The 26,899-nt window shown below is 70.4% G+C and carries 30 protein-coding genes; 8 read left to right on the forward strand and 22 right to left on the reverse strand.

Annotation, left to right across the window (positions count from 1 at the left end):
- Positions 1-71: 71 nt before the first annotated feature.
- The gene (locus tag CF8_RS12595; protein ID WP_051204487.1) at positions 72-1,565 is read left to right on the forward strand and encodes a SulP family inorganic anion transporter; all 1,494 of its coding nucleotides are present in this window, start codon (positions 72-74) and stop codon (positions 1,563-1,565) included.
- On the opposite strand, the gene CF8_RS22580 is transcribed toward CF8_RS12595, so the two are convergent.
- The 4 genes from CF8_RS22580 to CF8_RS12615 form a co-directional block, all read right to left on the reverse strand.
- Complete coding sequence (locus CF8_RS22580) at positions 1,549-1,815, reverse strand: haloacid dehalogenase, type II (protein ID WP_010833493.1); 267 nt, start codon at positions 1,813-1,815, stop codon at positions 1,549-1,551. The genes CF8_RS12595 and CF8_RS22580 overlap by 17 nt on opposite strands.
- Before the next feature lie 465 nt (positions 1,816-2,280).
- Positions 2,281-2,682: a four-helix bundle copper-binding protein gene (locus tag CF8_RS12605; protein ID WP_010833494.1), complete on the reverse strand. Its 402-nt coding sequence runs from the start codon at positions 2,680-2,682 to the stop codon at positions 2,281-2,283.
- A gap of 53 nt (positions 2,683-2,735) precedes the next feature.
- Positions 2,736-3,446, reverse strand: a complete 711-nt coding sequence (trhA, locus tag CF8_RS12610; protein ID WP_232211504.1) for a PAQR family membrane homeostasis protein TrhA — start codon at positions 3,444-3,446, stop codon at positions 2,736-2,738.
- Positions 3,447-3,471: 25 nt separating this feature from the next.
- The gene (locus CF8_RS12615; RefSeq protein WP_010833496.1) at positions 3,472-4,038 is read right to left on the reverse strand and encodes a dihydrofolate reductase family protein; all 567 of its coding nucleotides are present in this window, start codon (positions 4,036-4,038) and stop codon (positions 3,472-3,474) included.
- Between the two features lie 173 nt (positions 4,039-4,211).
- Between CF8_RS12615 and CF8_RS12620 the strand changes: the two genes are divergently transcribed.
- Both CF8_RS12620 and CF8_RS12625 read left to right on the forward strand, forming a co-directional pair.
- Positions 4,212-4,433, forward strand: a complete 222-nt coding sequence (locus CF8_RS12620) for a DUF7218 family protein (protein WP_036490936.1) — start codon at positions 4,212-4,214, stop codon at positions 4,431-4,433.
- 11 nt (positions 4,434-4,444) lie between these two features.
- Entirely contained in the window at positions 4,445-5,290 is an 846-nt protein-coding gene (locus CF8_RS12625) for a DUF72 domain-containing protein (protein WP_010833497.1), read from the forward strand.
- A gap of 6 nt (positions 5,291-5,296) precedes the next feature.
- Here CF8_RS12625 and CF8_RS12630 read toward each other — a convergent pair whose 3' ends face one another.
- Genes CF8_RS12630 through CF8_RS12640 form a run of 3 tightly spaced genes read right to left on the reverse strand, consistent with a single transcriptional unit; the run spans position 5,297 to position 8,729 of the window.
- A complete protein-coding gene (locus tag CF8_RS12630) occupies positions 5,297-6,124 on the reverse strand; it encodes a bifunctional allantoicase/(S)-ureidoglycine aminohydrolase (protein ID WP_010833498.1) in 828 nt (275 codons plus the stop codon).
- Positions 6,121-7,467 carry an allantoinase AllB gene (gene allB / locus CF8_RS12635; protein ID WP_010833499.1) on the reverse strand — a complete coding sequence of 449 codons (1,347 nt, stop codon included), beginning with the start codon at positions 7,465-7,467 and terminating at the stop codon, positions 6,121-6,123. Before allB ends, CF8_RS12630 begins: the two co-directional genes overlap by 4 nt.
- Positions 7,464-8,729 (reverse strand): DUF6986 family protein, encoded by a 1,266-nt coding sequence (locus CF8_RS12640; RefSeq protein WP_036490941.1) that lies wholly within the window; start codon positions 8,727-8,729, stop codon positions 7,464-7,466. The genes allB and CF8_RS12640 overlap by 4 nt, the downstream gene beginning before the upstream one ends.
- Positions 8,730-8,839: 110 nt before the next feature.
- Here CF8_RS12640 and CF8_RS12645 point away from each other — a divergent pair, with 110 nt between their 5' ends.
- Entirely contained in the window at positions 8,840-9,115 is a 276-nt protein-coding gene (locus CF8_RS12645) for a GlsB/YeaQ/YmgE family stress response membrane protein (RefSeq protein WP_010833501.1), read from the forward strand.
- A gap of 16 nt (positions 9,116-9,131) precedes the next feature.
- Here CF8_RS12645 and CF8_RS12650 read toward each other — a convergent pair whose 3' ends face one another.
- Positions 9,132-9,902 carry a YczE/YyaS/YitT family protein gene (locus CF8_RS12650; RefSeq protein WP_156887221.1) on the reverse strand — a complete coding sequence of 257 codons (771 nt, stop codon included), beginning with the start codon at positions 9,900-9,902 and terminating at the stop codon, positions 9,132-9,134.
- Between the two features lie 24 nt (positions 9,903-9,926).
- On the opposite strand from CF8_RS12650, the gene CF8_RS12655 reads away from it, so the two are divergent.
- A complete protein-coding gene (locus tag CF8_RS12655) occupies positions 9,927-10,334 on the forward strand; it encodes a hypothetical protein (protein WP_156887222.1) in 408 nt (135 codons plus the stop codon).
- Positions 10,335-10,441: 107 nt separating this feature from the next.
- Here the strand turns inward: CF8_RS12655 and CF8_RS12660 are convergent, their stop codons facing one another.
- On the reverse strand, positions 10,442-10,759 hold the full coding sequence (locus CF8_RS12660; protein ID WP_232211505.1) for a MerR family transcriptional regulator: 318 nt from the start codon (positions 10,757-10,759) through the stop codon (positions 10,442-10,444).
- A gap of 79 nt (positions 10,760-10,838) precedes the next feature.
- Between CF8_RS12660 and CF8_RS12665 the strand changes: the two genes are divergently transcribed.
- Entirely contained in the window at positions 10,839-11,267 is a 429-nt protein-coding gene (locus CF8_RS12665; RefSeq protein ID WP_010833505.1) for an Hsp20/alpha crystallin family protein, read from the forward strand.
- A 109-nt stretch (positions 11,268-11,376) separates the two neighbouring features.
- Here the strand turns inward: CF8_RS12665 and hisH are convergent, their stop codons facing one another.
- From hisH to hisD, 4 genes are read right to left on the reverse strand one after another with little or no spacing between them, the layout of a single operon-like run.
- Entirely contained in the window at positions 11,377-12,018 is a 642-nt protein-coding gene (gene hisH / locus CF8_RS12670; RefSeq protein WP_036490949.1) for an imidazole glycerol phosphate synthase subunit HisH, read from the reverse strand.
- Positions 12,015-12,632 carry an imidazoleglycerol-phosphate dehydratase HisB gene (gene hisB, locus CF8_RS12675; protein WP_010833507.1) on the reverse strand — a complete coding sequence of 206 codons (618 nt, stop codon included), beginning with the start codon at positions 12,630-12,632 and terminating at the stop codon, positions 12,015-12,017. Before hisB ends, hisH begins: the two co-directional genes overlap by 4 nt.
- Positions 12,629-13,735, reverse strand: coding sequence for a histidinol-phosphate transaminase (locus CF8_RS12680; RefSeq protein WP_010833508.1), 1,107 nt, complete (start codon positions 13,733-13,735; stop codon positions 12,629-12,631). The genes hisB and CF8_RS12680 overlap by 4 nt, the downstream gene beginning before the upstream one ends.
- On the reverse strand, positions 13,732-15,030 hold the full coding sequence (gene hisD / locus CF8_RS12685) for a histidinol dehydrogenase (RefSeq protein ID WP_010833509.1): 1,299 nt from the start codon (positions 15,028-15,030) through the stop codon (positions 13,732-13,734). Before hisD ends, CF8_RS12680 begins: the two co-directional genes overlap by 4 nt.
- 89 nt (positions 15,031-15,119) lie before the next feature.
- Between hisD and CF8_RS12690 the strand changes: the two genes are divergently transcribed.
- Positions 15,120-15,782 carry an LON peptidase substrate-binding domain-containing protein gene (locus CF8_RS12690; RefSeq protein ID WP_010833510.1) on the forward strand — a complete coding sequence of 221 codons (663 nt, stop codon included), beginning with the start codon at positions 15,120-15,122 and terminating at the stop codon, positions 15,780-15,782.
- A 10-nt stretch (positions 15,783-15,792) separates the two neighbouring features.
- Positions 15,793-16,284: a Cys-tRNA(Pro) deacylase gene (ybaK, locus tag CF8_RS12695; protein WP_010833511.1), complete on the forward strand. Its 492-nt coding sequence runs from the start codon at positions 15,793-15,795 to the stop codon at positions 16,282-16,284.
- A 14-nt stretch (positions 16,285-16,298) separates the two neighbouring features.
- Here the strand turns inward: ybaK and CF8_RS12700 are convergent, their stop codons facing one another.
- From CF8_RS12700 to CF8_RS21580, 9 genes are all read right to left on the reverse strand, one after another.
- Complete coding sequence (locus tag CF8_RS12700) at positions 16,299-17,975, reverse strand: DUF3352 domain-containing protein (protein ID WP_010833512.1); 1,677 nt, start codon at positions 17,973-17,975, stop codon at positions 16,299-16,301.
- A gap of 43 nt (positions 17,976-18,018) precedes the next feature.
- On the reverse strand, positions 18,019-18,549 hold the full coding sequence (locus CF8_RS12705; RefSeq protein WP_010833513.1) for a hypothetical protein: 531 nt from the start codon (positions 18,547-18,549) through the stop codon (positions 18,019-18,021).
- A complete protein-coding gene (dnaE, locus tag CF8_RS12710; protein WP_010833514.1) occupies positions 18,546-22,100 on the reverse strand; it encodes a DNA polymerase III subunit alpha in 3,555 nt (1,184 codons plus the stop codon). The genes CF8_RS12705 and dnaE overlap by 4 nt, the downstream gene beginning before the upstream one ends.
- A gap of 143 nt (positions 22,101-22,243) precedes the next feature.
- Complete coding sequence (locus tag CF8_RS12715) at positions 22,244-23,215, reverse strand: DUF2332 domain-containing protein (RefSeq protein ID WP_010833515.1); 972 nt, start codon at positions 23,213-23,215, stop codon at positions 22,244-22,246.
- A 10-nt stretch (positions 23,216-23,225) separates the two neighbouring features.
- Positions 23,226-23,762 carry an AAA family ATPase gene (locus CF8_RS20995; RefSeq protein WP_010833516.1) on the reverse strand — a complete coding sequence of 179 codons (537 nt, stop codon included), beginning with the start codon at positions 23,760-23,762 and terminating at the stop codon, positions 23,226-23,228.
- Entirely contained in the window at positions 23,759-24,469 is a 711-nt protein-coding gene (locus CF8_RS21000) for a GNAT family N-acetyltransferase (protein ID WP_010833517.1), read from the reverse strand. The genes CF8_RS20995 and CF8_RS21000 overlap by 4 nt, the downstream gene beginning before the upstream one ends.
- Positions 24,459-25,400 (reverse strand): RluA family pseudouridine synthase, encoded by a 942-nt coding sequence (locus CF8_RS12730; RefSeq protein WP_010833518.1) that lies wholly within the window; start codon positions 25,398-25,400, stop codon positions 24,459-24,461. The genes CF8_RS21000 and CF8_RS12730 overlap by 11 nt, the downstream gene beginning before the upstream one ends.
- Complete coding sequence (locus CF8_RS12735) at positions 25,397-25,966, reverse strand: signal peptidase II (protein ID WP_010833519.1); 570 nt, start codon at positions 25,964-25,966, stop codon at positions 25,397-25,399. The genes CF8_RS12730 and CF8_RS12735 overlap by 4 nt, the downstream gene beginning before the upstream one ends.
- Positions 25,939-26,781, reverse strand: coding sequence for a TraR/DksA family transcriptional regulator (locus CF8_RS21580; protein ID WP_010833520.1), 843 nt, complete (start codon positions 26,779-26,781; stop codon positions 25,939-25,941). Before CF8_RS21580 ends, CF8_RS12735 begins: the two co-directional genes overlap by 28 nt.
- Positions 26,782-26,899 lie beyond the last annotated feature (118 nt).

Raw genomic sequence — 26,899 nt, forward strand, 5'->3', positions numbered from 1 at the left:
CAGACTTCCGCCGGCGCTGCCGGCCCATGCTCGACCCGCGGACGACGATCGCCCGCCACGAACGGAGCCCCATGAGCACGACCCTCTCCCCCACTGCCGAGCCCTCGGTGCGTACGGCGCTGCGCTCCCCTCGCATGCTCCGGACCGAGGTCCTGGCCGGCCTGGTGGTGGCGCTCGCGCTGATCCCCGAGGCCATCTCGTTCTCGATCATCGCCGGCGTCGACCCGCGGGTCGGGCTCTTCGCGTCCTTCACGATGGCCGTCTCCATCGCCTTCCTCGGCGGCCGGCCCGCGATGATCTCCGCCGCCACCGGGGCCATCGCGCTGGTCATCGCGCCGGTGATGCGCGACTACGGCTACGACTACCTCATCGCGACCGTGCTGCTCGGCGGCCTCATGCAGATCGTGCTCGGCCTCGCCGGGGTCGCTCGGCTGATGCGCTTCATCCCGCGCTCGGTGATGGTCGGCTTCGTCAACGCGCTCGCCATCTTGATCTTCCTGGCCCAGGTGCCGCACATGGTCGACGTGCCATGGCTCGTCTACCCGATGATCGCCGTCGGCCTCGCGGTCATCGTCGGCTTCCCCCGCATCAACTCGGTGATCCCCGCTCCCCTGGTCGCGATCGTCGCGCTCACCGGCTTCACCCTGCTGGCCGCGATCACCGTGCCCGACGTCGGCGACGAGGGCCAGCTGCCCGACAGCCTCCCCGCCCTGTTCATGCCCGACGTGCCGCTCACGCTGGAGACGCTGCGGATCATCGCGCCGTACGCCCTGGCCATGGCACTCGTCGGCCTGCTCGAGTCGCTGCTGACCGCGAAGCTCGTCGACGACATCACCGACACCCACTCCGACAAGACGCGCGAGGCCTGGGGCCAGGGCACCGCCAACGTGATCACGGGCTTCTTCGGCGGCATGGGCGGCTGCGCGATGATCGGCCAGACGATGATCAACGTGAAGGTCTCCGGCGCCCGCACCCGGATCTCGACCTTCCTCGCCGGTGTCTTCCTGCTGATCCTGGTCGTCGGCTTCGGCGACGTGGTCGCGCTGATCCCGATGGCCGCCCTCGTCGCGGTGATGATCATGGTCTCGGTCGGCACCTTCGACTGGCACAGCATCCGCCCCGCGACCCTGCGCCGGATGCCGCGCTCCGAGACGCTGGTGATGCTCTCGACCGTCGTCGTCACCGTCGCGACGCACAACCTCGCCATCGGCGTCATCGTCGGCGTCCTGGTCGCGATGACCCTCTTCGCCCGCCGCGTCGCCCACCTCACCGAGACCCACCGCGAGCTCATCGAGGACGAGCACGGCAACGCCACGGCCGTCTACACCGTCACCGGCGAGCTGTTCTTCGCCTCGAGCAACGACCTCTACACGCAGTTCGAGTACGTCGACGACCCGGACCGCGTGGTCATCGACCTGTCCGCCTCCCACATCTGGGACGCCTCCACCGTCGCGTCGCTGGACGCGATCACGACGAAGTACGACCGCAAGGGCAAGTCGGTGGAGATCACCGGCCTCAACGTCGCCAGCGCGGAGCGCCACGGGCGGCTCACCGGCTCGCTGTGACCACCATCGCGCGCAGCTGATCGGCCAGGTCGACCAGGGAGGTCGCGGTGAGGTCGGGCTTCGTGAAGTGCTCGGGATAGGGACCGCCGGACCGGTTGATCCAGGCCGTGCCCAGCCCGGCGCGGGCGGCACCGTCCACGTCCCACGGGTGTACGGCGACCAGCATCGCGTCCATCGGATCGAGCGCGCACCGGTCGAGCGCGAAGGCGTAGGCACCGGCGGCGGGCTTCCAGGTCCCCGCCTCCTCCACGGAGAGCAGCGCCTCGACGTGGTCGCGCAGGCCGGCCCGGTCGAGCAGGCCCCTCGGCGACGGAGGCCGAGCCGTTGCTCAGCGTCACCAGCCGCACCGGCAGCTCCGCCAGCGCCCGCAACCCGTCGGGGACGTCGTCGTGCACGGACAGCGACCCGAAGCCCGCCATCACGTGCTGGACGGCCGCCTCCGTCTCGCGCTCGAGGGTGAGCCCGGCGAAGCTGGCCCGGAGGACGTCGGCGGCGATCCCGGCGAAGGGTGCGCTCGCGCCGACCGACGTCAGCGCGAAGCCGTCGCGCAGCACCGAGGCGAACCAGGTCGCGGCGAGGTGGGCCGGCGCGCCGACGTCCTCGAAGCGCGCCCCCAGGGGCGACAGGTCGGACAACGTCTCGTTGACGTCGAGGAGCAGCACCTCCGGTCGCCGGGGGCCGTCGGGGCTCACCGGGTGGTCACGGCTCGACAGGCTCACAGCGCGGCGAGGAGCGATCGGCAGGCTTCCTCGCACCGACGGCACACCTCGGCGCAGATGCGGCAGTGCTCGTGCATCTCGGCGTGCTGGGCGCACTCGTCGGCACACGTCCTGCACGCGACCGCGCAGGCCTCCAGGAGTGCTCGGGTGAGGTCGGTGTTGCGCCCGGTGTTCCGGGACAGGGCGTTGCCCGTGGCCAGGCAGATGTCCGCGCAGTCGAGGTCGGTGCGGATGCACGTCGTGAGCAGCGCGACCATCTCCTCGGCCAGGCAGGCGTCGGCGCAGGCCGTGCAGACCTGGGCGCACTCGAAGCACGCGGCGATGCACTCGCTGAGCTTGTCCCGATCGATCGTGCCGAGGTCCTGCGGGTAGGCGTCCAGCATCTTGTCGTGGGTCATGCGCGACCGGTACCCGATTCGCAGATCGCTATTCGGGTGTCGGCGCTGCGGCCTCAGCGCAGGGCGTACGTCGCGAGCGAGACGGCGACGTAGTGCGCGATGAACGCCAGGATCGTGAAGGTGTGGAACACCTCGTGGAAGCCGAACCACTCAGGCTTGGGGTTGGGCTTCTTCAGCCCGTAGATGACCGCACCGAGGGTGTAGAGCACCCCGCCGGCCGCCACCAGGACCAGGGTGGCGACCGCGACCGGGGTGCTCAGCCGTTCGGCACCGTCGATGAAGTCAGGGATGAAGAAGACCGCGAACCACCCCAGCACGATGTAGATCGGGGTGTAGAGCCACCGCGGCGCACCGGTCCAGAAGACCCGGAAGAGCACCCCGATCAGCGCACCGCCCCAGACACCGCCGAGCAGCCAGAGCCGGGTGTCGCCCTCCAGCAGCAGCATTGCGAACGCGGTGTAGGTGCCGGCGATCAGGACGAAGATGTTGGAGTGGTCGAGGCGGCGCAGCAGCGCCCAGACGGCCGGCTGCCAGGTGCCGCGGTGATAGATGGCCGAGGTGCCGAAGAGCAGCAGCGCCGAGGCGATGAACACCGCCGAGCCGACCTTCGTCTCCGTCGTCGGGGACAGCACGATCAGCACGATGCCGGCCGCGAGCACGAACGGGATCGACCCTGCGTGCAACCACCCCCGCAGCCGTGGCTTGAGCTCGGCCATCTTGTCGGCCATCACGATCAGGGCTGCGTCGTGGTCGAGGAACTTCACGCCCACATCATGGCGGATGGCGAGGTCAGCGGCGCACGTCCGCCACGATCTTGGTGATCCCATTGGCGTAGCTCTCCGACTCCACGACGTCGAGCAGGTCCTTGTCCTTGTCGCTGTCGCTGAAGAGCCGCTTGCCGGCGCCGAGCAGCACCGGGAAGACCAGCAGGTGGTAGCGGTCCACGAGCCCGGCATCCGCGAGGCTGCGACCGAGGGTGGCGCTGCCGTGGACGATGATCGGGTCGCCGTCGGTCTCCTTGAGCGCCGCCACGTCGTCGGTCGAGCGCAGGATGGTCGCCGGCCAGCGCGGGTCCTCCTGCTCCAGGGTCGTGGACACGACGTAGCGCGGCATCGCGTTGTAGCCGGCGAAGTCCTCGGTCATGGTCGGCCAGACGGGTGCGAAGGCCTCGTAGCTCGTCCGCCCCATCATCAAGGCGCCGGCCTCGTCCTGCTCACGTCCCTTGATCTCGTAGGCCGCGGGGTCGAACTCGATGTCCTGGAAGGTCCAGCCGGTGTTGCGGTAGCCGGGCTCGCCGCCCGGAGCCTCCATGACTCCGTCGAGGGACACGAACGCGGTGACGATGAGCTTGCGCATCTTCTTGCTCCTGGGTGTGGGTCTGGGGAACCTGTCTCCCGTCCTACGAACGCGGACCGCCACATACGACAGGTGCACTAAGAATTTCTTGCCGGGTGGCTCGGTGGCAAGGGCTGCATGCCGTCCGAGCTCAGGGGTACCTCGAAGGTCCACCGGTTCGAGGAAGGACGACCATGCCCAGCAAGGACAGCAACGTGAAGAACGAGAAGCAGTACGAAGCCCTCAAGGACAAGGGCATGTCCAAGGAGCGCGCCGCCAAGATCGCCAACGCCGAGGACTCCTCCAAGCACGGCGGGGAGAAGAGCCACTCCGGCTCCGGCAACAGCTCGCAGGGCGGCACGACGGCGCAGAAGAAGAAGGCCGGCCGCAAGGGCGGGAAGGCGTCACACAGCTGAGATCCCCGGCAGTGACCCCGCCCCCTGGGAGCGACGAGGACACCGGCTCGGTGTGGGTCGGCACCTCGGGCTGGCAGTACGACTCGTGGCGCGGCGACTTCTACCCCGAGGGTCTCCCCCGGACCAAGCAGCTCGCCTACGCAGCGACCCAGCTCAACACGATGGAGCTCAACGGCTCGTTCTACTCGCTGCAGCGGCCGGCGTCCTATCGCCGCTGGCACGACGCGACACCGGCAGGCTTCCTCTTCGCGGTGAAGGGCGGGCGCCACATCACCCACTTCAAGCGACTGCGCGACGTCGAGGTGTCGCTGGCCAACTTCTTCGCCTCGGGAGTGACCCTGCTTGGCGACAAGCTCGGCCCGATCCTGTGGCAGCTGCCCGAGCGCGTGGAGTTCGACCGGGACGTCCTCGCCGAATTCCTGGGCCAGCTGCCGAGGTCGGTGGCGGCCGCCACGGTCCTGGCCCGGCGCAACGACCGGCAGCTCGACACGGCTGACCTCACCGCCTCGCGCCGGCCACTGCGCCACGCGCTCGAGGTCCGTCACCGCAGCTTTCGCGACGACGACTTCCTCGGCCTGCTCGACGAGCACGATGTCGCCTGCGTCGTGGCCGACAGCGCCGGGAAGTGGCCGATGCTCGACGAGTCGACGGGCAGCTTCGACTACGTGCGGCTGCACGGCCACACCGAGCTCTATGCCAGCCGCTACAGCGACCGGCTGCTCGACACCTGGGCCGACCGCTGTCGGGCGGGCGCGAGCGCGGGCCGCGACGTCCATGTCTACTTCGACAACGACATGCGTGGCCACGCGCCGCACGACGCCGTACGCCTCAGCCAGCGCCTCGGACTGCGACCGTGAGCCGCGTCAGGCGAACGGGCGCCCCAGCCGGGCGTGCCGGTTGACGTCCTTGTAGAGCAGGTAGCGGAAGCGTCCGGGTCCCCCGGCGTAGCAGGCCTGCGGGCAGAAGGCGCGCAGCCACATGAAGTCACCCTCCTGCACCTCGACCCAGTCGTTGTTGAGGAGATACATCGCCTTGCCCTCGAGCACGTAGAGCCCGTGCTCCATCACGTGCGTCTCCGGGAAGGGGATCACCCCGCCGGGCTGGAAGCTGACGATGTTGACGTGCATGTCGTGGCGCACGTCGAGCGGGTCGACGAAGCGCTGTGTCGTCCAGGCGCCGTCGGTGCCGGGCATCTCGACGGGTCGTACGGCGACCTCGTCGGTCACGAAGGCGTCCGGCACCTCGATCCCGTCGACCGCTTCGTAGGCCTTGCGGATCCAGTGGAACGTCGCCGTGGTCGCACTCGTGTTGTGCAGCGTCCACGAGCAGCCGGGCGGAAGGAAGGCGTAGCCACCGGGACCCAGCTCGTGGCGAGCGTCCTCGATCGTCAGCGCGAGCACGCCGTCGACGACGAAGAGCACGCCCTCGGCGCCCGGGTCGGGCTCGGGCCGGTCGCTGCCACCGCCGGGCGAGACCTCGACGACGTACTGCGAGAACGTCTCCGCAAACCCGGACAGCGGCCGGGCGAGCACCCACAGGCGGGTGTCGTCCCAGAACGGCAGGGCGCTGGTGACGATGTCACGCATCGTGCCGCGGGGCAGGACGGCGTACGCCTCGGTGAAGGTCGCCCGATCAGTGGTCAGGTCGCTCTGCGCGGGCAGGCCGCCCCGCGGGACGTAGTAGCCGGTCATGCTCCTCCTCGGGTCAGCAGGCGGCCGAAGGGCCGGCCGTGCTCGGTGGTGTCGATGCGCCGACCGCGCAGCCAGGTGCTGCGGACGACCCCGGCGAGGGGACGGTCGGCGTAGGGCGTGAAGGCGTTCTTGTGGTGCAGGCGCGCGGCGTCGACGACGAAGGCGTCGTCGGGCGCGAAGACGGCGAAGTCGGCGTCGTAGCCGATCTCGACCAGGCCCTTGCGACGAAGGCCGGCGTGCCGAGCCGGGGCCTCGCACATCCAGCGTGCGACGTCGACCAGCGTGCAGTCGCGCCGACGGGCCTGCGTCCACATCGCCGACAGCCCTACCTGGAGGGAGGAGATGCCGCCCCAGGCGACCCCGAAGTCGCCGGTGTCGAGGCACTTGAGGTCGGCGGTCGCCGGCGAGTGGTCGGAGACGACCATCTCGATCACACCGTCGCGCAGGCCCTCCCAGAGGAGCTCGCGGTTGGCCGCCTCCCGGATCGGCGGGCAGCACTTGAACTCGGTGGCGCCGTCGGGGATCTCCTCGGCGGAGAAGGTGAGGTAGTGCGGGCAGGTCTCGGCGGTGATGGCGATGCCGTCGCGACGGGCGGAGGCCAGCATCGGCAGCACGTCGGAGCTCGAGACGTGCAGGATGTGCACGCGGCACCCCGTCCAGCGGGCCAGCTCGATCACCTGGGCGACCGCGAGGTTCTCGGCCCCGCGCGGCCGGCTGTGCAGAAAGACGTCGTAGGTCTCGCCGTGGGCGGACGGCGCGTGGTCGATCGCGTGGGTGTCCTCGGCATGCACGATCATCAGCCCGTCGAAGGCGCGCAGCTCGCGCATCGCCGCCTCGAGCTGGTCTGGGTCGAGGTGCGGGAACTCCTCGACGCCCGAGTGCAGCAGGAAGCACTTGAAACCGAGCACGCCAGCGTCGTACAAGGGCCTCAGCTCCGCCACGTTGCCCGGGATCGCGCCGCCCCAGAAGCCGACGTCGACGAAGCACTGTCCCTCCGCGGCTTTGCGCTTGAGGTCCAGGGAGGCGACGTCGCAGGTCGGCGGGATGCTGTTGAGCGGCATGTCGACGATCGTCGTCACGCCGCCGGCGGCCGCCGCGCGGGTGGCGGTCGCGAAGCCCTCCCACTCGGTGCGCCCCGGCTCGTTGACGTGCACGTGGGCGTCGACCAGTCCGGGCATCAGCACCTCGTCGACGGCCAGCTCGACGACGACGGAGCCCGTGAGGTCGGAGTCGAGCGGCTCGATGGCCACGATGGTCCCGTCCTTGACGCCGATCACCCGGCCGACCTCGCCGGCGGCACTCACCACGCGCTCGGCACGGATCACCAGGTCCAGCGCGGTCATCCGGCGGACCTCCGGGCCAGGCGCGCCAGGGCCGCGACATCGATGTCGACCAGGTCGTCGATCTCGGCCGCGTCGACGGCGCCGCACTCCAGGCCGCGGAGCACGAAGTCGGCCAGCGCGGCCGCCGTGGCCGGCTCGTCGAGATAGCCGGACTCGCCGCCGTGGACATAGGTCCGCAGCCTTGCCGCGGCCGCAGTCAGGCCCTCACGGTAGAAGGCGTACGTCGCCACGAACCGGCTCGGCAGCTGGGCCGGGTGCAGGTCCCAGCCCTGGTGGATCCCGCGCGCCAGCGATCTGCCGACCAGCCGCATGTGGAGCTGCCAGGCGGCGCGCACGGCGGCGCGGTCCCCCACCGGCAGCTGGTTGCTGGAGCCGTCGGAGACGAAGACGCCCGTGCCGGCCGCGGCGACCTGCATGACGTCCTTCGCATGGTCGGCGACGGGGTGCTCCATGCTCTGGTGGGCGGCCGCGACGCCCAGCGAGGCGGAGTAGTCGTAGGTCCCGTAGTGCAGGCCCGTCAGGCGGGTGCCGCCGGCGTGCACCATCCGGGCCACGAGGGCGGTGCCGTCGGCACCGAGGATCGCCTGCGGGGTCTCGACCTGGACCTCGAACCGCAGCGAGCCCGCCGTCAGCCCGTGCGCGTCCTCGGCTGCGTCCAGCACCGTGCCCATCGCGCCCACCTGGTCGACGGACGTCACCTTGGGCAGCGTGATGCGGAAGCCGTCGGTCAGCGCCTCCGCGCCCGCGAGCTCACCGACGAAGAGGTCGAGGCTGCGCAGGGCGCGTCGGCGGGTGGGGGCCTCGAACGACTTGATCCTGATCCCGTTGTACGGCGACGCGCCGCCCGCTCGCACACTGGCGGCGAGCGCACGTGCCGCCGAGAGGACGTCGGCGTCCTCCTGCGCGTCGAGCCGATCGCCGTACCCGTCCTCGAAGTCGATGCGCAGGTCCTCGACCGGCTCCCGCGCGAGCTTGGCCACGACCCGGGCGCGAACCTCGCGACCGAGGTCGGGCGGCAGGCCGGCCAGGGCGGTGATGTCCGTCCCGTGCTCGGCCAGGGCCGTGGTCGCTGCCTCGCCCCACGCTGCGATCGTGCCTGCGTCGTAGCGGTCGCCGGGGACGTAGACGGTGTGCACCGGCTGGCGGGAGCCGCGGTCGCCGGGATAGTCGGCAGCGAGGGCGGCGTCGGCGGCAGCCAGCGTCAGGTCGAGCGCGTCGGCGACGGCGTCCATCCGGGAGGCGTCCGCGTCGGGTCCAGACATCGCCCCTCCCTCGCACATCGGCGGGTCCTCGGTCGAGGACCATCCCGCTAGGCTTGAAAGTACTCCCGGCTGATCAGCCGGGTCCCTCATTCACCCCAGGAGCAGTCAACGTGTTCGCAATCCTCGGCTTCCTCATCTTCGGCCTCGTCATCGGCGCGGTGGCGCGGCTGCTCAAGCCCGGCAAGCAGAACCTCAGCATCCTCGCCACTCTCGGCCTCGGCGTCGTGGGCTCCGTGATCGGCGGCGTCCTCGCCAGCCTGATCGGCACCGGCAAGATCACCGAGCTCGACTTCCTCGGCACCGTGTTCGCGATCATCGCCGCCGTGCTCCTCGTCGGCACCGCCGAGGCGCTCACCAGCCGGTCGAAGACGCCCGAGCTGCGCTGATCCGTCCGGCCGCGGCTCACTGGGCCGCGGCCGGCTCATCCTGGTGCACGTCGACGCGCAGGACCCGGCTCGCCAGGTCGACGGCCGGTCCGAGCAGCACGATCACGGCGATGGTGCCGGGTCCGATCGTCGCGCCGAGGAGCCAGCCCACCAGCGCTCCCCCGCCCTGGACCGCGCTGTAGCTCCACTTGAAGGCGATCGGCGGATCCCAGGCCAGCGCGGCAGCCTCGGCCGGTCCGGCGCCCGTGTGGCTGCCGAGATAGACCGCCACCCCGACCGCGAGCACGGGGAAGGCCGCGGCCAGCAGCAGCACCCGCCACACCAGCGGGTCGGGCGTGCTGAGCACGTCCAGCGTCGCGGTCACCGTCAACCCCACCAGCACGACCTGGACCACGGTGCCGAGGCCGGGGCGGACCCGGCGCGCGGCCGCCATCGTGACGAGCGCGATGCCGACCAGCAGGTTGGCGATCCAGAAGGCCAGGCCGGTGCTGATCGCGATGCCGTTGACGAGCGTCGAGTAGCCGTCCGACCCGAGGTCGGCGGTCAGGAACATCCCGACACCGATCCCGAGCACCACGCAGCCGCATAGGAGCATCACGATCTGGCGCGCTGAGTAGGTCACGTCGCCAGCATGGCAGGCGATCGCGCTCGCACCACGTCCTCCGTCCGGCATGATGCCGTCGTGCCCCACCACGGTCTCCGCCCACGTCGCCTTCTTCCTGCCGCTGTGGCGGGGGGTCTCGTCACGCTGCTCGTGGTCCTGGGCGCTGTCTGGTGGACCGGCCACCGGGCCACCCTTCGCGTGGTGGCCGTGACCGGCGTTCCACACTGCGACGGCACCGAGCCGACCTCGCTGGCGGACCGGATGACCGGGTTCGAGCGGGTGGCCATCCCCCTGCGCCGTGACTTCACCTGCACCCTCACCATCAGGGTGCTCAACCAGGGGGACCGCGACGTGCACCTGGGCGATGTCACCGTGCCGGTCAGCGGCCCGCGGGCAGGATCGAGCTTCGAGGTCACCCACATCGGCGGCATCGCGGTGCCGGCTGGCGACGCCGTCGAAGCAGTGGCACCTCTCGACCTGGCCCTGGCCCCGGGAAACGAGCACCTGGTGGACCTGCGGGTGGTGTTCCGGCCCGACGGGTGCATCGAGAAGGAGGCGTGGATCAGTGTCCAGCCGGAGATCGCACTGGCAGCCTCCTCGCCGATCATGGCCTGACCGTCTTCGACCTCCCGGTCTTCGTCGGCACACCTGACAGCTCGTGCAACGCCTGATCGACGACGACCATCTCAGCTCGATGTGAGCCGCTGCGAGCCGATGGGGAGTCAGCCGTCGGCCACAGGCTCGCCCTGCTCGTCGGCGAGCCGCGCCTCGAGCGTCCGCACCCGCTCCTCGAGGACCAGGACGCGACCCACTCCGGCCAGGTTGAGCCCGGCAGCGAGCAGCTCGCGGATGCGGTGCAGCCGGGTGATGTCCTCGCTGCTGTAGAGGCGTGACCCGCCTGCCGTGCGGTCGGGTAGGACCAGTCCTCGACGCTCGTAGACGCGCAGGTTCGCGATCTCCATGGACACCATGTTCGCCGCCACGGAGATCGCGAAGACGCCCTCGCTGCGGGCCACCTGGGAGTCTTGATTTCTGCTCACACAATGAGTATATAAAACCTGCAACAACCATTTCAGATCCGAGCCGCGGGGCTCGGAGAAACAGAGCCAGGAGGTAGTGATGTTGCTTCGTACGACCGATCCCTTCCGTGACCTCGACCGGCTGGCCCAGCAGGTCCTCGGCACCACCAGCCGACCGGCAGTGATGCCGATGGACGCGTGGCGCGAAGGCGACCGCTTCGTCATCGAGTTCGACCTGCCCGGTGTCGCCCGCGACAGCATCGACCTCGACGTCGAGCGCAACGTGCTGACGGTCCGCGCCGAACGGGTCGCCCCCAACGGCGACTGGGAGTCCCTCGCTTCCGAGCGCCCGCGCGGCCTGTTCAGCCGCCAGCTCGTGCTTGGGGACAACCTCGACCTCGAGCAGATCGAGGCGGCGTACGGCGACGGGGTGCTGCGCCTCGTCGTGCCGATCGCGGAACGGGCCAAGCCCCGCAAGATCGAGGTCGCCCTCGACGGCGACCAGGACAGGACAGCGATCAGCGCCTGACCATCCGACGGGGGCGCGGCTGCAGGCGCAGCCGAGGTGGTGGGTGTCCCGGGGCAACGCCCTTACGCAGGAGAGCAGCCCCGGGGCACAGCCGCCCGGAGCGCCGGCCTCACAGCGACTGGATCCAGTTGTGCAGCAGCCGGGCGCCCGCGTCCCCGGACTTCTCGGGGTGGAACTGGGTGGCCGAGAGCGGTCCGTTCTCGACGGCGGCGACGAACCGGTCGCCGCCGTGCTCGGCCCATGTCACGAGCGGCGCGGAGGTACGGTCGTTGGTGACGAGGTCCCAGCTGCGGGCGGCGTAGGAGTGCACGAAGTAGAAGCGATCGTCCTCGACGCCGGCGAACAGCGCGGAGCCGTCCGGCACCGAGACGGTGTTCCAGCCCATGTGCGGGACGACGGGGGCCTCGAGGCGCGAGACGGTGCCGGGCCACTCGTCGCAGCCCTCGGTCTCGACGCCGTGCTCGACACCGCGCGCGAAGAGGATCTGCATGCCGACGCAGATGCCGAGCACCGGCCGGCCGCCGGCGAGGCGGCGACCGATGATGCGGTCCCCCTTGACGGCCCGCAGGCCCTCCATGCACGCGGCATAGGCACCGACGCCGGGGACGATCAGCCCGTCGGCGTCGAGCGCGGTCTGGAAGTCGTCGGTCAGCACGACGGTGGCGCCGGCCCGCTCGGCCGCGCGGACGACCGACCGGATGTTGCCGGAGCCGTAGTCGAGGACGACGACGACCGGGGCCTGGGTGCTCAGAGGGTGCCCTTGGTCGACGGGACGCCCTGCTCACGCGGGTCGAAGGCGATCGCGTCGCGGAACGCGCGCGCGAACGCCTTGAACTGCGCCTCGACCAGGTGGTGCGGGTCGCGACCGGCCAGCACGCGGACGTGCAGCGCGAGGTGGGCGTGGAAGGAGATGGTCTCGAAGACGTGACGCGTCAAGGAGCCCTGGTAGGCGGCGCCGTTGACGTCGTTGCCGCCGATCGCGACATAGATCTGGCCCTCGGGCTCACCGGTGTGCACGCAGTAGGGCCGACCGGAGACGTCGACGACAGCCTGCACGAGCGCCTCGTCGAGCGGCACGGTCGCGTCGCCGAAGCGGCGGATGCCGGCCTTGTCGCCCAGGGCCTGGCGCAGCGCCTGGCCGAGCACGATCGCGGTGTCCTCGACGGTGTGGTGGGCGTCGATGTGGGTGTCGCCGTTGGCGTGCACCTTGAGGTCGATGAGCGAGTGCCGCGCGAAGGCGGTGAGCATGTGGTCGTAGAACCCGACGTTGGTGGTGATGTCGGAGCGACCGGTGCCGTCGAGGTCGAGCTCGACCTTGATCTGTGACTCCTTGGTCGCCCGCTCGACGCTGGCAGTACGGCTCATGTCTGGTCCCTCATCGGCTCGGTCTTCACAACAACAGTCAGTGCGTCCTTGAACGCGGTCATCTCGTCGGCAGTCCCGATCGACACCCGCAGCCAGCCGTCAGGCCCGGTCTCCCGGATCAGCACGCCGTGCTCCAGCAGACCCTGCCAGACGGCGTGCCGGTCGGCGAACATCCCGAACAGCACGAAGTTCGCGTCGCTGTCCGCGACCACGAATCCCTGCTCGCCCAACCACTCCACCGTGCGGTCCCGCTCGGCGCGCAGCTCGGCGACGTTGCCCAGCAGCTCCGGCGCGTGCCGCAGGGCGGCCGACGCGGTCGCCTGGGTGACGGCGGAGAGGTGGTAGGGCAGGCGCACGACCCGGATCGCGTCGCAGATCGCCGGGTCCGCAGCGAGGTAGCCGAGCCGGGCACCGGCCAGCGCGAAGGCCTTGCTCATCGTCCGGCTGACCACGAGGTTGCGGTGCTTCGACAGCAGCTCGAGCGCGCTCGGCGTGCCCGAGCGGCGGAACTCGCCGTACGCCTCGTCGACGACGACGATCCCGTCACCGGCTGCCTCGCAGAGCATCGAGACCGCCTCGGGCGGCAGCGCCGTGCCGGTCGGGTTGTTGGGCGACGGCAGCAGCACGACGGACGGCTGCTTCTCGAGGATCAGCCCACGGGCGGCGTCGAGGTCGAGGGAGAAGTCCTCGGCGCGGTGGCCGACGACCCACTCGGTCATCGCGTCGCGCGCGTATTCGGGATACATCGAGTAGGTCGGGGCGAAGCTCAGCGCCGTGCGCCCCGGGCCGCCGAAGGCCTGCAGGATCTGCAGCATCACCTCGTTGGACCCGTTGGCCGCCCACACCATCTCGGGCGTGATGCCGCTCCCGCCCGACGTGTTGAGGTACGCCGCCAACCCCTCGCGCAGGGCAGTGAACTCGCGGTCGGGGTAGCGGTTGAGCGTGGCCGCGGCACCCGCGACGGCTGCCGCGATGTCGGCCACCGCCTCGGGTGAGGGGCCGTAGGGGTTCTCGTTGACGTTGAGCTGCACGGGCACGTCGAGCTGCGGGGCGCCATAGGGCTCGATGCCGCGCAGCTCCTCCCGGATCGGAGGAAAGGTCATCGGGCGAACCGCGCGCTCACGCCGGCACCGTGACCGGGCAGGTCCTCCGCCTCGGCCAGCGCCACGACGTGACCGGCCACCTCCGCGAGGGCCTCGCGGGTGTAGTCGACGACGTGCATCTGCTTGAGGAACGAGCGCACGCTCAGCCCCGAGGAGTGGCAGGCGCAGCCGCCCGTGGGCAGCACGTGGTTGGAGCCTGCGCAGTAGTCCCCCACCGCGACCGGCGACCAGGGGCCCACGAAGACAGCACCGGCGTTGCGGACCCTCGCCGCCACGGCCCGAGCGTCACGGGTGTGGATCTCGAGGTGCTCGCAGGCATAGGCGTTGGCGACCTCGAGGCCGTGGTCGATGTCGTCGACCAGCACGATGGCGGACTGCTGACCGGCCAGCGCCTCGCCGATCCGCTCGCCGTGACGGGTCACGGCGACCTGCTTGGTCAGCTCGGCCTCGACGTCGTCGGCCAGCGCGACCGAGTCGGTCACCAGCACCGACGCGGAGGTCCCGCCGTGCTCGGCCTCGGTGATGAGGTCGGCGGCGACATAGGCAGCCTCGGCGGTGTCGTCGGCGAGGATCGCGATCTCGCTCGGGCCGGCCTCGGAGTCGATGCCGACCACGCCGCGCAGCAGTCGCTTCGCAGCGGTGACGTAGAGGTTGCCGGGGCCGATCACCATGTCGACCGGGCGGCACGGGCCGGCGCCGTAGGCGAACATCGCGATCGCCTGGGCGCCGCCGACGGCGTAGACCTCCTCGACACCGAGGAGCGCGCAGGCGGCCAGGATGGACGGGTCCGGCAGGCCGGTGGCCTTGGTCGGCGGCGCGGACAGCGCGATCGAGCCGACGCCGGCGACCTGGGCGGGCACGACGTTCATCACGACCGTCGAGACGAGGGGTGCGGTGCCGCCGGGGACGTAGAGGCCGACGCGGTCCACGGGGACGGACCGGTGCGTCACGACGGCGCCGGGCGCGACCTCGATGACGGTGTCCTCCTCGAGGTCCGCCACGCAGGTCTGGCGCAGTCGCCGGATCGACTCGTCCAGCGCGGCACGGACCTTCGGGTCGAGTCCCGCCAGCGCCTGCTCCAGGGCAGCGGCCGGCACCGCGAGGTCGGTGAGGCGCACTCCGTCGAAGCGCTCGGTGAGCTCGACCACGGCCTCCTCGCCGCGGGTGCGCACGGCCTCCAGGGTGGGCCGCACCTGATGGGTCGCGGCTTCCACGTCGAAGTCGGCGCGCGGCAGCACGGCGCTGTGGTCGACGGTGCCCCGCTGGGTGCCCCTGAGGTCAATGCGGCGGATCATGGATCGATTCTAGGGAGTCGCCGCGCGCAACCGGACCTTCTCGACGGTCGGTGGACAGGGACCGCCGACCCGTTAGGTTGTTGAGCGTGATGCAGACGCTGCCGATGTTCCCGCTCAACACGGTGCTGTTCCCCGGCGTCTCCGTCCCGCTGCACGTGTTCGAGGACCGCTACCGCGCCCTGGTGCACCACCTGCTCAGCATCGACGACCCCGCCGAGCGCGTCTTCGGCACGGTCGCCATCCGGGAGGGCTACGAGGTCGGCGACCACGGGGCCCAGTCGCTCTACCGCGTCGGTGTGCGGATGCAGCTGACCGACGTCGAGAGCAACGAGGACGGCACCTTCGAGATCATCGCGACCGGCCGCGACCGGATCGTCCTCGGCGGCCTGGAGACGTCCGGCGAGTTCGCCAACGGCGAGGTCACCGAGTCCCCCGACCAGCCGATCGAGGGCAGCCGGGAGCTCCACGACCGGGCCCGCGCCACCTTCACCGCCTATCGCGCGGCCGTCAGCGACATGCAGGGCACAACCTTCTCCGGCAGCCTCCCGAGCGATCCCGGCTATCTCTCCTGGACCCTGGCCGCGCTCGCCCCGCTGCCGATGGCCGAGCGGCAGTCGCTGCTGGAGGCGGAGAGCCCGGAGGCCCGGCTGGAGCTGGTGACCTCGTTGCTGCGCGAGGAGCTGCGCGCCATCAACGTCATCCCGTCGCTGCCGGCGACCGACGTCGCGCGCACCGCCTGGTCCCCCAACTGAGGCGATCGCGATGGCGAAGAAGAAGCGCCCGGCGGGCGGCACCCCGGCGACGCTGGCGCTGACCGCGGCCGGCGTCGGGTTCGAGCTGCACGCCTACGACCACGACCCGCGCGCCGCGTCGTACGGCCTGGAGGCCGCCGCGGCGCTCGGCGTGGAGCCGGCCCGCGTGTTCAAGACCCTGCTGGCAGTCCTCGACGGCGAGCTCGTGGTCGCGATCGTGCCCGTCGCCGGGCAGCTCGACCTCAAGGCGCTGGCGCGGTCCCTCGGCGGCAGCAAGGCAGTGATGGCCGAGGTGGGCGCGGCCGAGCGCGCCACGGGCTACGTCGCCGGCGGCATCTCCCCTGTTGGGCAGAAGAAGCGTCACCGGACCGTGCTCGACGAGTCCGCGCTCGAGCACGGCACGATCTTCGTCTCGGGCGGACGTCGCGGCCTCGACCTGGAGCTGGCTCCGTCCGACCTGGTCGCGACCACCGAGGCGGTCACGGACCGGGTCGGGCGGTAGGGCTGGCTCCGCGATCAGTCGGTGGTGAGCCGCATGATCGTGTGCGACGTGTCGCCGTCCATCCAGCCGGTGATGCCGAAAGCCGACAGCGGCTCCGCGTTCTCCGCGGCGGTCGGGTCGTCGCCGGCGAGGTCGGAGAGCCAGTTGCCGGCATCGAAGTTGACGAACAGCACGACGCTCGCGTCGTCGGCGCCCTCGACGACCGACGTGTAGGCCGCCGAGTCGCCGAGGCCGCCGTCCTCCAGGAGGGTGGCGCGGTAGTCGGCGTTGGGACTGATGGTGACCGAGTCGTCGTCGCTCTCGGCCTCGAGGAGCGAGGCCTCCTCACCCAGCTGCGGACGAAGCTTGTCCAGCACCGACTCGATCTCGGCCGGGTCCCCCTCGATCGTGACGCCGACGGGGAGCTCGGCCGGGCCACCGTTGAAGAAGGCCTCGGGATCGAAGTCACCACCGAGCGAGATGGTGACGGCCTCGCCAAGCAGCCTCTCGGCGTCCTCGGGCAGGTCGAGCCCGGTCTCCTCCGAGAGCATCGTCACGAACTCGTCGGGCGACTCGCCGCTCGTGGCGGCCATCTGGTCGAGGACCGTCTGGAACCAGCCGTCGGTGAAGCCCATGCCGAAGGCCGCGATGGTGTCCTCGGGCAGGTCGGCGATGCCGTCGGCGCCGTCCTCGGCCGCGAGCAGCGTGGCGCTGGTCATGCCGGCGTTGCCGGCGACCTCGACCTCGAAGGAGCCGTCGTCGAAGCGCATGGTGGCGGCAGCGCCCTGAAAGTCCGCCAGCGCCTCCTGGACCTCCGGGGGGACGCTCGGCGACTCGCCCGGCGTGGGCGGCTCGAGCTCGCCGGTGCCAGGGTCGAACTCGTTCATGTCGAGCGAGGGCCCACCGAGCATGCCGCCCATGGCACCCATGTCGGCGAGGTAGCGGCCGAGGAACTCGCCGGCCTCGGGGGCGGCATACATGCTCACGATCCCGGGCTCACCCGCCTCGCCGGTCCACTGCTGGAAGTCATCGTCGTCGGCCAGCGAGCCCTGCTCGGTGGCGTCGACGACCTGCTGGGCCTCGGCCTCGTTCTTGCCGATCACGATCCAGTCGCCGGAGATGACGTAGCCGCCGGCGTCCTCCGACTCCTCCGCGTCACCGCCACACACCTCGAAGAGGTGGTCGAGACCGTCCTCGGCCTTGCCTGCGTCCTTGACCTGGACCACGAGGATCGGCGCCGGGGTGTCGCCGCCGAGGTCGGCGGCGCCCATCGCTGCCCGGTCGCCGAGCCAGGGCTCGACGTCCTCGGCGTAGTCGAGACCCTCGCACTCCCCCGACTTCACGATCTCCTCGACGAGCCGCTCACGCAGGTCGTCGTCGGTCTCCAGGCCGATGCGGTCCCGGAACATGGGGAACTTGCGCAGGGTCTTGATCGCCTCGATCTTCTGCGCGCCGCTCGGGTCGAGGTCGATGCTGACGTAACCGAGGGTGCTGGCCGGCATGGCCTCGGCCGGCTGTGATCCGGTGCCGAGGAAGGAGGACGCAGCCCACACCGCGCCGCCACCCACCGCGAGGACGCCGACGAGGCCACCGAGGGCCAGCAGGCGCTTGCGGCTGTCGCTGGAACCAGCCGGATCGCCGGCGACCGGAGCGCCCGCGGACGACTCGAGGAATTCCGGGCCGCCGGAGCCTGGTGGAGTGGTGTTGGACATGAGAACCCCCGTCGAAAAACGCTGGATGCGTGAGGGCCGCAGCCTACCGAGCGGACCCGGTCCCCACTGCCGAAGCCCGGTGTCCGGTGTCTCGACCGGCCGCGACCAGGAATATGTAGACGCAGGCGAGCATCGCGCCGATCGGGAACGCCGCATAGGCGCTGGCCCCGGCAAGCGTGAGGTCACTGGGGATGGGGGTGAGGTCGTCCTCGCCCACCGCCAGGACTCGCGGGTCGGGCGGGCCCAGGGCGTGCCCGACCTGGAACATCACCCACGCGGCCAGCACCGAGCCCACGACGATCGCACCGAAGCCCACCAGCGCGTGCCGGGGCCACCACCAGGCCAGCGCGAAGGCGGTCACCGCGCCGGCGAGCACCGCCACCACGACGTACCAACCCGTCCCGGAGAAGGCGTGGTCGGGTCCGGCGGGCTCGAGGAACCACTGGTCCTGGTAGGCGACGCCGTCGGGGGCGTCCCACAGGGCTTCCCAGAGCACGCCTGCCAGCGCGCCGGAGAGCGCGAACACGGCCACGAAGACGACCGCCTGGACGGCCGCACCACTGCGCAGGCTCATCCCGACAGGCACCCCGGGCCGAGCAGCTGCTTGAGGTCGGCGAACAGGGCCGGCGAAGGAGTCACGCGGTGGTGGTCGCCGACCTTGAGCACGATCGTCTTGTCGCGCATGCGGACGTTGAGCAGCACCTCGGTCACGCCGGGGTGGGTGGCGAGCACGTCCTTGAGGCTGTCGACCACGCCCGGGTTGATCCGCGTCTGGGGCAGGTTGACCGTGACCGGGCCCGACGGACCGTCGGACAGGTCGGGCACGCTGACTTCCTGGGCCCGGAGCTCGGGCTGGTCCTTGTCCCGGGAGAGCTGGCCCTTGACCCGGATGATCGCGTCCTCGACCAGGTGGGTGGAGGCGAGCTGGTAGGCGCTCGGGAACAGCAGCACCTCGATCGCGCCGTCGAGGTCCTCAAGGGTCACGGTCGCCCAGGAGTCGCCCTTCTTGGTGATCTTGCGCTGGACGCTCGTCACCAGGCCGCTGATCGTCAGCGTCGAGCCGTGCGGGCGGTCCTCGTCGAGCATCAGCTGACCGATGGTGCAGTCGGTGCCGGTCTGCAGGACGTGCTCGAGACCGAGCAGCGGGTGGTCGGAGACGTAGAGGCCCAACATCTCGCGCTCGTGCCCCAGCAGCGTCATCTTGTCCCAGTCGTCGATCTCCGGGATCGCGACGTTGACGCCGAACCCGCCGTCGGCCTCGTCGAGGCCGCCGAACAGCGAGTCCTGGCCGATCGCCTCGTTCTTCTTGATGTCGATGTACTGGTCCACGGCCATCTCGTGGATCGTGACGAGGGCCCGGCGCTTGTGCTTCATCTCGTCGAACGCGCCGGCCTTGATCAGCGACTCGATGACGCGCTTGTTGCAGACGTGGACCGGCACCTTGGCCATGAAGTCGTTGAAGTCGGCGTAGCGCGCCTCCTGGCGCCCCGTGACGATGCCCTCGACGACGTTGACGCCGACGTTGCGGATCGCGGTCAGGCCGAAGCGGATGTCGTTGCCGACCGGGGTGAAGTTGGCGTGCGACTCGTTGACGTCGGGCGGCAGCACCTGGATCTTCATCCGGCGGCACTCGTTGAGGTAGATCGCGGACTTGTCCTTGTCGTCGCGCGTCGAGGTCAGCAGCGCCGCCATGTATTCGGCCGGGTAGTTGGCCTTGAGGTAGGCGGTCCAGTAGGACACCAGGCCGTAGGCCGCGGAGTGGGCCTTGTTGAAGGCGTAGTCGGAGAAGGGCAGCAGCGTGTCCCACAGGGCCTTGATCGCGGCGTGGCTGTAGCCGCGCTCGGTCATGCCCGCGGAGAAGCCGGCGAACTGCTTGTCCAGCTCCTCCTTCTTCTTCTTGCCCATCGCGCGGCGCAGGATGTCGGCCTGTCCCAGCGTGTAGCCCGCGAGCTTCTGGGCGATGGCCATGACCTGCTCCTGATAGACGATCAGGCCGTAGGTCTCGCCCAGCACGTCCTCGAGGGCCTCGGCCAGCTCGGGGTGCAGCGCCTCGACCGGCTCACGGCCGGTCTTGCGGCGGGCATATTTGTTGTGCGAGTCGGCGCCCATCGGGCCGGGGCGGTAGAGCGCGCCCACGGCCGAGATGTCCTCGAAGGTGTCGGGTCGCATCGAGCGCAGCAGCGCCCGCATCGGGCCACCGTCGAGCTGGAAGACGCCGAGCGTGTCGCCGCGCTGGAGGAGCTTGTACGTCGCCTCGTCGGTCAGCTCGAGGTCCTCGAGCACGACCTCCTCGCCCCGGTTGACGGCGATGTTCTTCACCGCGTCGTCGAGCACCGTGAGGTTGCGCAGCCCGAGGAAGTCCATCTTGATCAGGCCCAGCGACTCACACGTCGGGTAGTCGAACTGGGTGATCATCGCGCCGTCGGAGGGGCGCTTGAGCATGGGGATGATGTCGAGGAGCGGCTCGCTGGACATGATCACGCCGGCCGCGTGCACGCCCCACTGCCGCTTGAGGCCCTCGATGCCGACTGCGGTGTCGACGACCTTCTTGACATCGTTGTCTGACTCGTAGAGCGCGCGGAACTCGCCGCCCTCGCCGTAGCGCTTGTGCTCGGAGTTGAAGATCTCCTGCAGCGGCACGTCCTTGCCCATGACCGCGGCCGGCATCGCCTTGGTGATCCGGTCGCCCATCGCGAACGGGTAGCCGAGGATGCGCGAGGAGTCCTTGACGGCCTGCTTGGCCTTGATGGTGCCGTAGGTGACGATGTAGGAGACGCGCTCGTCGCCGTACTTCTCGGTGACGTAGCGGATGACCTCGCCTCGACGGCGCTCGTCGAAGTCGATGTCGAAGTCGGGCATCGAGACGCGGTCGGGGTTGAGGAACCGCTCGAAGATCAGGCCGTGCACCAACGGGTCGAGGTCGGTGATGCGCATGGCGTAGGCGACCATCGAGCCCGCACCCGAGCCGCGGCCGGGGCCGACGCGGATGCCGTTGTTCTTGGCCCAGTTGATGAAGTCGGCCACGACGAGGAAGTAGCCGGGGAAGCCCATGCTGGTGATGACGCCGACCTCGAAGTCGGCCTGCTTGCGCACGGCGTCCGGGATGCCGGCGGGGTAGCGGACGTGCAGGCCGCGCTCGACCTCCTTGACCAGCCAGGAGTCCTCGTTCTCCCCCTCGGGGCAGGGGAACTTCGGCATGAAGGTGCCGCTGCCCTCGGTGAAGGCCACGTCGCAGCGCTCGGCGATCCACAGCGTGTTGTCGCAGGCCTCGCGGAGGTCGTACTTGTCGACCCACAGCGAACGCATCTCGGCGGGCGACTTGATGTAGTAGCCGTCGCCGGAGAACGCGAACCGCTGGCCGGGACCGTCGCCGGCCGGGATGTCCATCGTGGAGCCGGAGTTGATGCAGAGCAGGTGCTCCTGGGACTTCGCGTCCTCCTGGCGGACGTAGTGGGAGTCGTTGGTGGCCAGGAGCGGGATCTGCAGGTCCTTGGCGAGCTTCAGCAGCCCCTCGCGGACCCGACGCTCGATGTCGAGGCCGTGGTCCATCAGCTCCATGAAGTAGTTGTCGCGCCCCAGGATCTCCTGGTAGTCCGCGGCGGTCTGGCGGGCCGCGGCGTAGTTGTCGTGGCGCAGGTGGACCTGGATCTCACCACTGGGGCAGCCGGTCGTGCCGATGATGCCGGCGCTGTGCTGCGAGAGCAGCTCGCGGTCGGCGCGCGGGTGCTGGAAGAAGCCGTCGCGCCAGGCGCCCGTCGAGAGCCGGAAGAGGTTGTGCATCCCCTCGGTGGTCTCGCTCAGCAGCGTCATGTGGGTGTAGGCACCACGGCTGGAGACGTCGTCGGGACCGCCCTTGTAGAAGTTGACCCGCTTGCGCTCGAACCGGCTGATGTTGGGCGTGAAGTAGGCCTCCATGCCGATGATCGGCTTGACCCCGGCGGCCTTGCACTGGCGGTAGAACTCGTAGGCGCCGAACACGTTGCCGTGGTCGGTCATCGCCACCGCCGGCATGCCGAGCTCGGCGGTGCGCTCGGCGAGGTCCTTCAGCCGGGCCGCGCCGTCCAGCATCGAGTATTCGGTGTGGACGTGCAGGTGCGCGAAGTTGTCTCCTGAGCCGGCCGACATGAGGGGGTCTTCCACACCTTCCGGGGGGTCGCAGGAATGCCGCAATCGAGTGGGTCACCGACGCGTCTGAGGGGGAAGGGCGCCAGCCTACGTCAGTCTGTCAGGGCCCACCGACAGGACACTCGGTGCCGTTCGCGGAGCGCTCAGAGCCAGTCGATCGCGTGCCCGTGACCGTGCGTCAGGGCCACCGCACGACCGTCCAGCCCCAGCACGAACCGGCCCACGGGCACCTCGAGATCGCCACGGACCAGGGGCAGGACGTGCGGGGCCTCGTTGCTCACCCACCGGCACGTCCCGTCGGCCACGAGCCCCGTCATCAGGTCGTGGAAGCGCGCTCGCTCCCCCACCTCGAGGTAGGCGATCACCGCGCTGTGGAACACGACGGGCGTCCCGTGCCTGCCCGCCTCGGCCACCAGGCCGGGCAGCGCCTCGAAGAGGTCGCCCCGGATGATCTCGGGCGGGTCCTCGGCTGCGATCCGGACCGCCTGCTCGAGCCGCTCGCGCCGCTCCTGCTGCTCGGGCCACACGAGGGTGCGCAACCACGCCATCGCCTCGTCGTCGCGTACGTCGAGGGGGTTGAGGTCCGCCCCGCCCCGCCAGGCGACCTCCGGGTGGCTGCGCGGGAGCGGGACGTCGCCGCTCGCGTCGGCGCGCAGGGTCGGTCCACCACTGCCGGTCAGCGCGCCCAGCGGTGGCCACGCGTAGTCGTAGCGGTCGGGGAACAGGCAGAGCCCGGCGCTGGCACCGACCTCGACCAGGCTCAAGGGACCGGACTGCTCCGCGACCTGCGCGAACACCGGCACCAGCGTGGCGAGCCGGCCGACCTCGTTGGTCTGGGTGGCGCGCTCGCGGATGGTCTCCTTGATCGCCGTCTCGTGCTCGAGCAGGGTCCGCCTCAGCTCGGCGTAGGGGCTCGGCGCCGCCGCGCCGTGCAGCCGCGCCGCGGCGAAGACCAGGTTGGGTTGCTGCTTGAGGCGCGGCAGCTCGGCCAGCCAGCCGTGGATCTCGGCGTCCTCGGCCACGCCGAGGGCCCAGTCGACGAAGCAGTCCGAATCCCCCTCGGCGTACGCCGCGAAGTCGCGGTAGCGCTCGGCCATTTCCCCGTCCAGCTGCATGGCGAGCAATCTAGGACACGAGGTTGTCGATCTGGTCGACGGCCACGTCGATGCGACCCCGGTCCGACCGCACGAACACCGCCCGGTCGACGACCGCGAGCTCGCGGGCGAGCGCACCGGCCATCAGGACCGCCTCGGTGCCGCCCAGCGAGCGCAGGATGCGCTGGGACGCGGAGACCCACTGCTTGTCGGAGCGACGCTGCCACCGCATCGCCAGCTCCTCGTCGGGGGCCTCGATGTAGACGTGCACGTAGGGGACGCCGCACACCGTGGCCAGTGACCTGAACTGGGACAGCTCACGGTCCTCCATGATCAGCTGCGGCAGGACGACACCTCGACCCGTGGCGAGCTGGGCGGCCATCAGCTCCCTGGCCAGTGGGCGGATCCGGGCGCCGGCACCGACGTAGTCGTCGCGCCACCCGCCCATGAGAGCGCGCAGGAAGTCGATGTCGCAGTTGAGCCAACCGGGGCGCGTCGCGACCAGCCGCTCCGCGATCGTCGACTTCCCCACCCCCGGCGCCCCGTTGAGGTGCAGGAGGACGCTCATCGCGACGCGTCCAGCGACTCACTGATGATCGCGTGCATGATCCGCGCGACCCGCTCGGGGCCGAGCTCGGGCACGATCGCGGCCACCCGGTCGACGATCTCGAGCTCGCGCTCGGCGTCCCGGGCCGGGTCCTCGACCGACGAGACCGTGCGCTTGTGGTCGCGGACGACCCGGGTCAGGGCTGCCCGGCGGGCCAGGACGTCACCGAGGACGAGGTCGACGTCGTCGATCAGCGACCGGTAGTGGGCCAGCGGGTCCGCCCCCGGCCACACCAGCTTGAGGTCCGGCGCGTGCTCCTCGTTGGCCGAGCCGTCGGTGCGCTCGAGCTCCACGAAGCCGTGCCGGCGGTAGAACGCCCGGGCCGGCTCATTGACCTCGAAGACCCACAGCCCGAAGCCGTCCGGGCGCACGGACTTGGCCAGCTCGACAAGGGTCGAGCCGATGCCCCCTCGCTGGGCACCCGGGTCGACGTACAGGCCGTCGAGCCAGGTGGGAGTCAGGTTGGCGAAGCCGACGACGGCTCCGCCGTGCTCCGCGACCCAGACCTCGCGCTCGGTGAGGTCCCACGTGCGGACCCAGGAGCGCACGTCGTCGGGCGGATGGATGCCCGGGGGCATCGCAGCCACGGCCCGGGCCGCGAGGTAGACCTCCGCGACCGTCGGGAGGTCCGCCTCCGTGGCGAGCCTGAGAGCTGCGTCAGTGCTCATCTCGGATGACCTCGAGCGCGTGGGCAAGGTCATCGGGGTACGTCGACTCGTACTCGACGTAGTCGCCGCTGTCCGGGTGCTCGAACCCGAGCTTCAGGGCGTGCAGCCACTGACGCTCGAGGCCGACGCGCTTGGTCAGCGTGGGGTCGGCGCCGTAGGTGATGTCGCCGACGCAGGGGTGCTTGAGCGCGGCCATGTGCACCCGGATCTGGTGGGTGCGGCCGGTCTCGAGGTGGATCTCCAGCAGCGAGGCGAAGCGGTGTGCCTCGAGCGTCTCGTAGTGGGTGACGCTGTGCCGGCCGTCGGCCATGACCGCGAACTTGTAGTCGAACTTCGGGTGCCGCGCGATGGGTGCGTCGATCGTGCCGCTCAGCGGGTCGGGGTGGCCCTGCACGAGCGCGTGGTACGTCTTGTCGACCGTGCGGTGGCGGAAGGCGTTCTTGAGCACGGAGTAGGAGTGCTCGGACTTCGCGATCACCATCACGCCCGAGGTGCCGACGTCGAGGCGCTGGACGATGCCCTCGCGCTCCTTGGCACCGGAGGTGGAGATCCGGAAGCCAGCACCGGCGAGGTGGCCGACCACGGTCGGGCCGGACCAGCCGGGAGACGGGTGGACAGCGACCCCGACGGGCTTGTCGATCACCACGATGGCGTCGTCGTCGTGGATGATCTTGATCCCCTCGACGATCTCGGCGCGGACCTCCAGCGGGTCGTTCTCAACGGGGATCGTCACGTCCAGCATGGCACCGGCGTGCACCCGGTCGCTCTTGCCGACGGCGGCCGAGTCGACCTGCACGAGGCCCTGGGAGATGAGGTCGGCCGCCTTGGTGCGCGACAGCCCGAACATCCGGGCCATGGCGGCGTCGACGCGTTCCCCGGCGAGACCCTCCGGCACGAGCACGGTCCGGTGGTCGGCATAGCTGCTGGTCATGTCTTGCTCGAGTCTGTGGTGGGGGGGATGCGCTCACCGCGCAGGGTCACGCCGCGCATGCTCTGGATGATAATGACGCCCGCAGCACCGACGATGCACATGTCCGCGATGTTGAAGACCGGCCAGTGGGGCAGCATCAACCAGTCGATGACGTGGCCGCGCAGGACGCCGGGCTCACGCACGATCCGGTCGGTGAGGTTGCCGCCGACGCCGCCGAGCAGCAGCCCGAGGCCCACGGCCCACAACGGGCTGGCGAGCCGCAGGCTCAGCACCAGGACGACGGACACCGCCACGATCGCCAGACAGCTGAGCACCACGGTGAACTCGGTGCCGGTGCTGAACGCCGCACCGGGATTGTGCGTGAGGTGGAGGACGAGCAGGTCGCCCACGACGCTGATGTCACGGTCGGCCAGCGCGGTCAGCGCCCACTGCTTGGTGCCGACGTCCAGGACGTAGGCAACCGCGCCGACGACTGCGAAGAGCCACCAGGTGCTGCGACGTCGGGAGTCACCGGAGACCGGACCCGTGTCGCTGGGATTCAGCGACGCTCCTCGCGCTGCTTGCATGACATGCACAGTGTGGCACGCGGGAAAGCCATGAGCCGCATCTTCCCGATCGGCTGACCGCACGACTCACACACGCCGTAGGTGCCGTCGTGGATGCGCCCCAGGGCGCGGTCGATCTGGGCCACCATGTCGCGCTCGTTGTTGACGACCGTCAGCTCGTGGTCGCGCTCGAAGCTGGTCGCGCCCATGTCGGCCTGGTCGTGCCCGGCACCGTCACCGGCGTCGCGCATCAGGCCCTGAAGGTCGTGCTCGGCGTCCTCGATCAGGTGGACGAGCTTGTCGCGCTGGAAGTGCAGCTCGGCGAGCACTTCCTTGACGTCCGTCTTGGTCCAGGCGTCCTCGCCGTCCTTGACCGCCAGCGACGAGATGGGCGCCTTCCTCGGGGCGGTCTTCTTCGCAGCAGGGGCCGACTTCTTGGCCGTCTTGGCAGGCGCCTTCTTGGCCACGGGCGCGGTCGCCACCGCCTTGGCGGGTGCCACCTTTTTCGCCACGGTCTTCGCCGGCGCCTTCGCGGCGGGGGCCTTCTTGGCAGCGGGCGCGGTCTTCTTCGCCGGTGCCTTCTTCGCAGCCGGAGCGGCCTTCTTCGCCGGTGCCTTCTTCGCAGCGGGCGCAGCCTTCTTCGCCGGCGCCTTCTTCGCAGCCGGAGCAGCCTTCTTCGCCGGCGCCTTCTTCGCAGCCGGCGCAGCCTTCTTCGCCGGCGCCTTCGACGTACTGGCGACGGTGTCCGTGGTCGTGGCCGCGCCGCGTCGACCGATCACCTTCTTGGCCGCCGCAGCAGCGCTTCCGGCGAGGGACTTGCGAGTGCTGCGTGCCATTGGAAGGGGCCTCCTTGTGGGCCATGGGTCGTGTGGTCCGAGCCACATACGTGGCAGGAGGGTAGTCGCTGGCGGAGCACTGCTCCAAACGGCTCGCCCATGGGGGTGAGAACGGCCG

The organism is Nocardioides sp. CF8, from assembly GCF_000389985.1.
GTDB classification, from domain to species: Bacteria; Actinomycetota; Actinomycetes; order Propionibacteriales; family Nocardioidaceae; genus Nocardioides; species Nocardioides allogilvus.

Bases quoted from the DNA above. Each gene is read 5' to 3' on its own strand.
- CF8_RS12705 (WP_010833513.1), bottom strand. From the start codon at position 18,549: ATGAGCCTGCGCAGTGGTGCGGCCGTCCAGGCGGTCGTCTTCGTGGCC.
- CF8_RS21580 (WP_010833520.1), bottom strand. From the start codon at position 26,781: ATGGCACGCAGCACTCGCAAGTCCCTCGCCGGAAGCGCTGCTGCGGCG.
- CF8_RS12735 (WP_010833519.1), bottom strand. From the start codon at position 25,966: ATGCAAGCAGCGCGAGGAGCGTCGCTGAATCCCAGCGACACGGGTCCG.
- ybaK (WP_010833511.1), top strand. From the start codon at position 15,793: ATGGCGAAGAAGAAGCGCCCGGCGGGCGGCACCCCGGCGACGCTGGCG.
- CF8_RS12595 (WP_051204487.1), top strand. From the start codon at position 72: ATGAGCACGACCCTCTCCCCCACTGCCGAGCCCTCGGTGCGTACGGCG.
- CF8_RS12630 (WP_010833498.1), bottom strand. From the start codon at position 6,124: ATGACCGGCTACTACGTCCCGCGGGGCGGCCTGCCCGCGCAGAGCGAC.
- CF8_RS12700 (WP_010833512.1), bottom strand. From the start codon at position 17,975: ATGTCCAACACCACTCCACCAGGCTCCGGCGGCCCGGAATTCCTCGAG.
- CF8_RS12730 (WP_010833518.1), bottom strand. From the start codon at position 25,400: ATGACCAGCAGCTATGCCGACCACCGGACCGTGCTCGTGCCGGAGGGT.
- allB (WP_010833499.1), bottom strand. From the start codon at position 7,467: ATGACCGCGCTGGACCTGGTGATCCGTGCCGAGCGCGTGGTGAGTGCC.
- CF8_RS21000 (WP_010833517.1), bottom strand. From the start codon at position 24,469: ATGAGCACTGACGCAGCTCTCAGGCTCGCCACGGAGGCGGACCTCCCG.
- hisD (WP_010833509.1), bottom strand. From the start codon at position 15,030: ATGATCCGCCGCATTGACCTCAGGGGCACCCAGCGGGGCACCGTCGAC.
- CF8_RS12615 (WP_010833496.1), bottom strand. From the start codon at position 4,038: ATGCGCAAGCTCATCGTCACCGCGTTCGTGTCCCTCGACGGAGTCATG.
- CF8_RS12640 (WP_036490941.1), bottom strand. From the start codon at position 8,729: ATGTCTGGACCCGACGCGGACGCCTCCCGGATGGACGCCGTCGCCGAC.
- CF8_RS12690 (WP_010833510.1), top strand. From the start codon at position 15,120: ATGCAGACGCTGCCGATGTTCCCGCTCAACACGGTGCTGTTCCCCGGC.
- CF8_RS12620 (WP_036490936.1), top strand. From the start codon at position 4,212: ATGCCCAGCAAGGACAGCAACGTGAAGAACGAGAAGCAGTACGAAGCC.
- CF8_RS12665 (WP_010833505.1), top strand. From the start codon at position 10,839: ATGTTGCTTCGTACGACCGATCCCTTCCGTGACCTCGACCGGCTGGCC.
- CF8_RS12680 (WP_010833508.1), bottom strand. From the start codon at position 13,735: ATGACCTTTCCTCCGATCCGGGAGGAGCTGCGCGGCATCGAGCCCTAT.
- CF8_RS12605 (WP_010833494.1), bottom strand. From the start codon at position 2,682: ATGACCCACGACAAGATGCTGGACGCCTACCCGCAGGACCTCGGCACG.
- CF8_RS20995 (WP_010833516.1), bottom strand. From the start codon at position 23,762: ATGAGCGTCCTCCTGCACCTCAACGGGGCGCCGGGGGTGGGGAAGTCG.
- CF8_RS12715 (WP_010833515.1), bottom strand. From the start codon at position 23,215: ATGCAGCTGGACGGGGAAATGGCCGAGCGCTACCGCGACTTCGCGGCG.
- hisB (WP_010833507.1), bottom strand. From the start codon at position 12,632: ATGAGCCGTACTGCCAGCGTCGAGCGGGCGACCAAGGAGTCACAGATC.
- dnaE (WP_010833514.1), bottom strand. From the start codon at position 22,100: ATGTCGGCCGGCTCAGGAGACAACTTCGCGCACCTGCACGTCCACACC.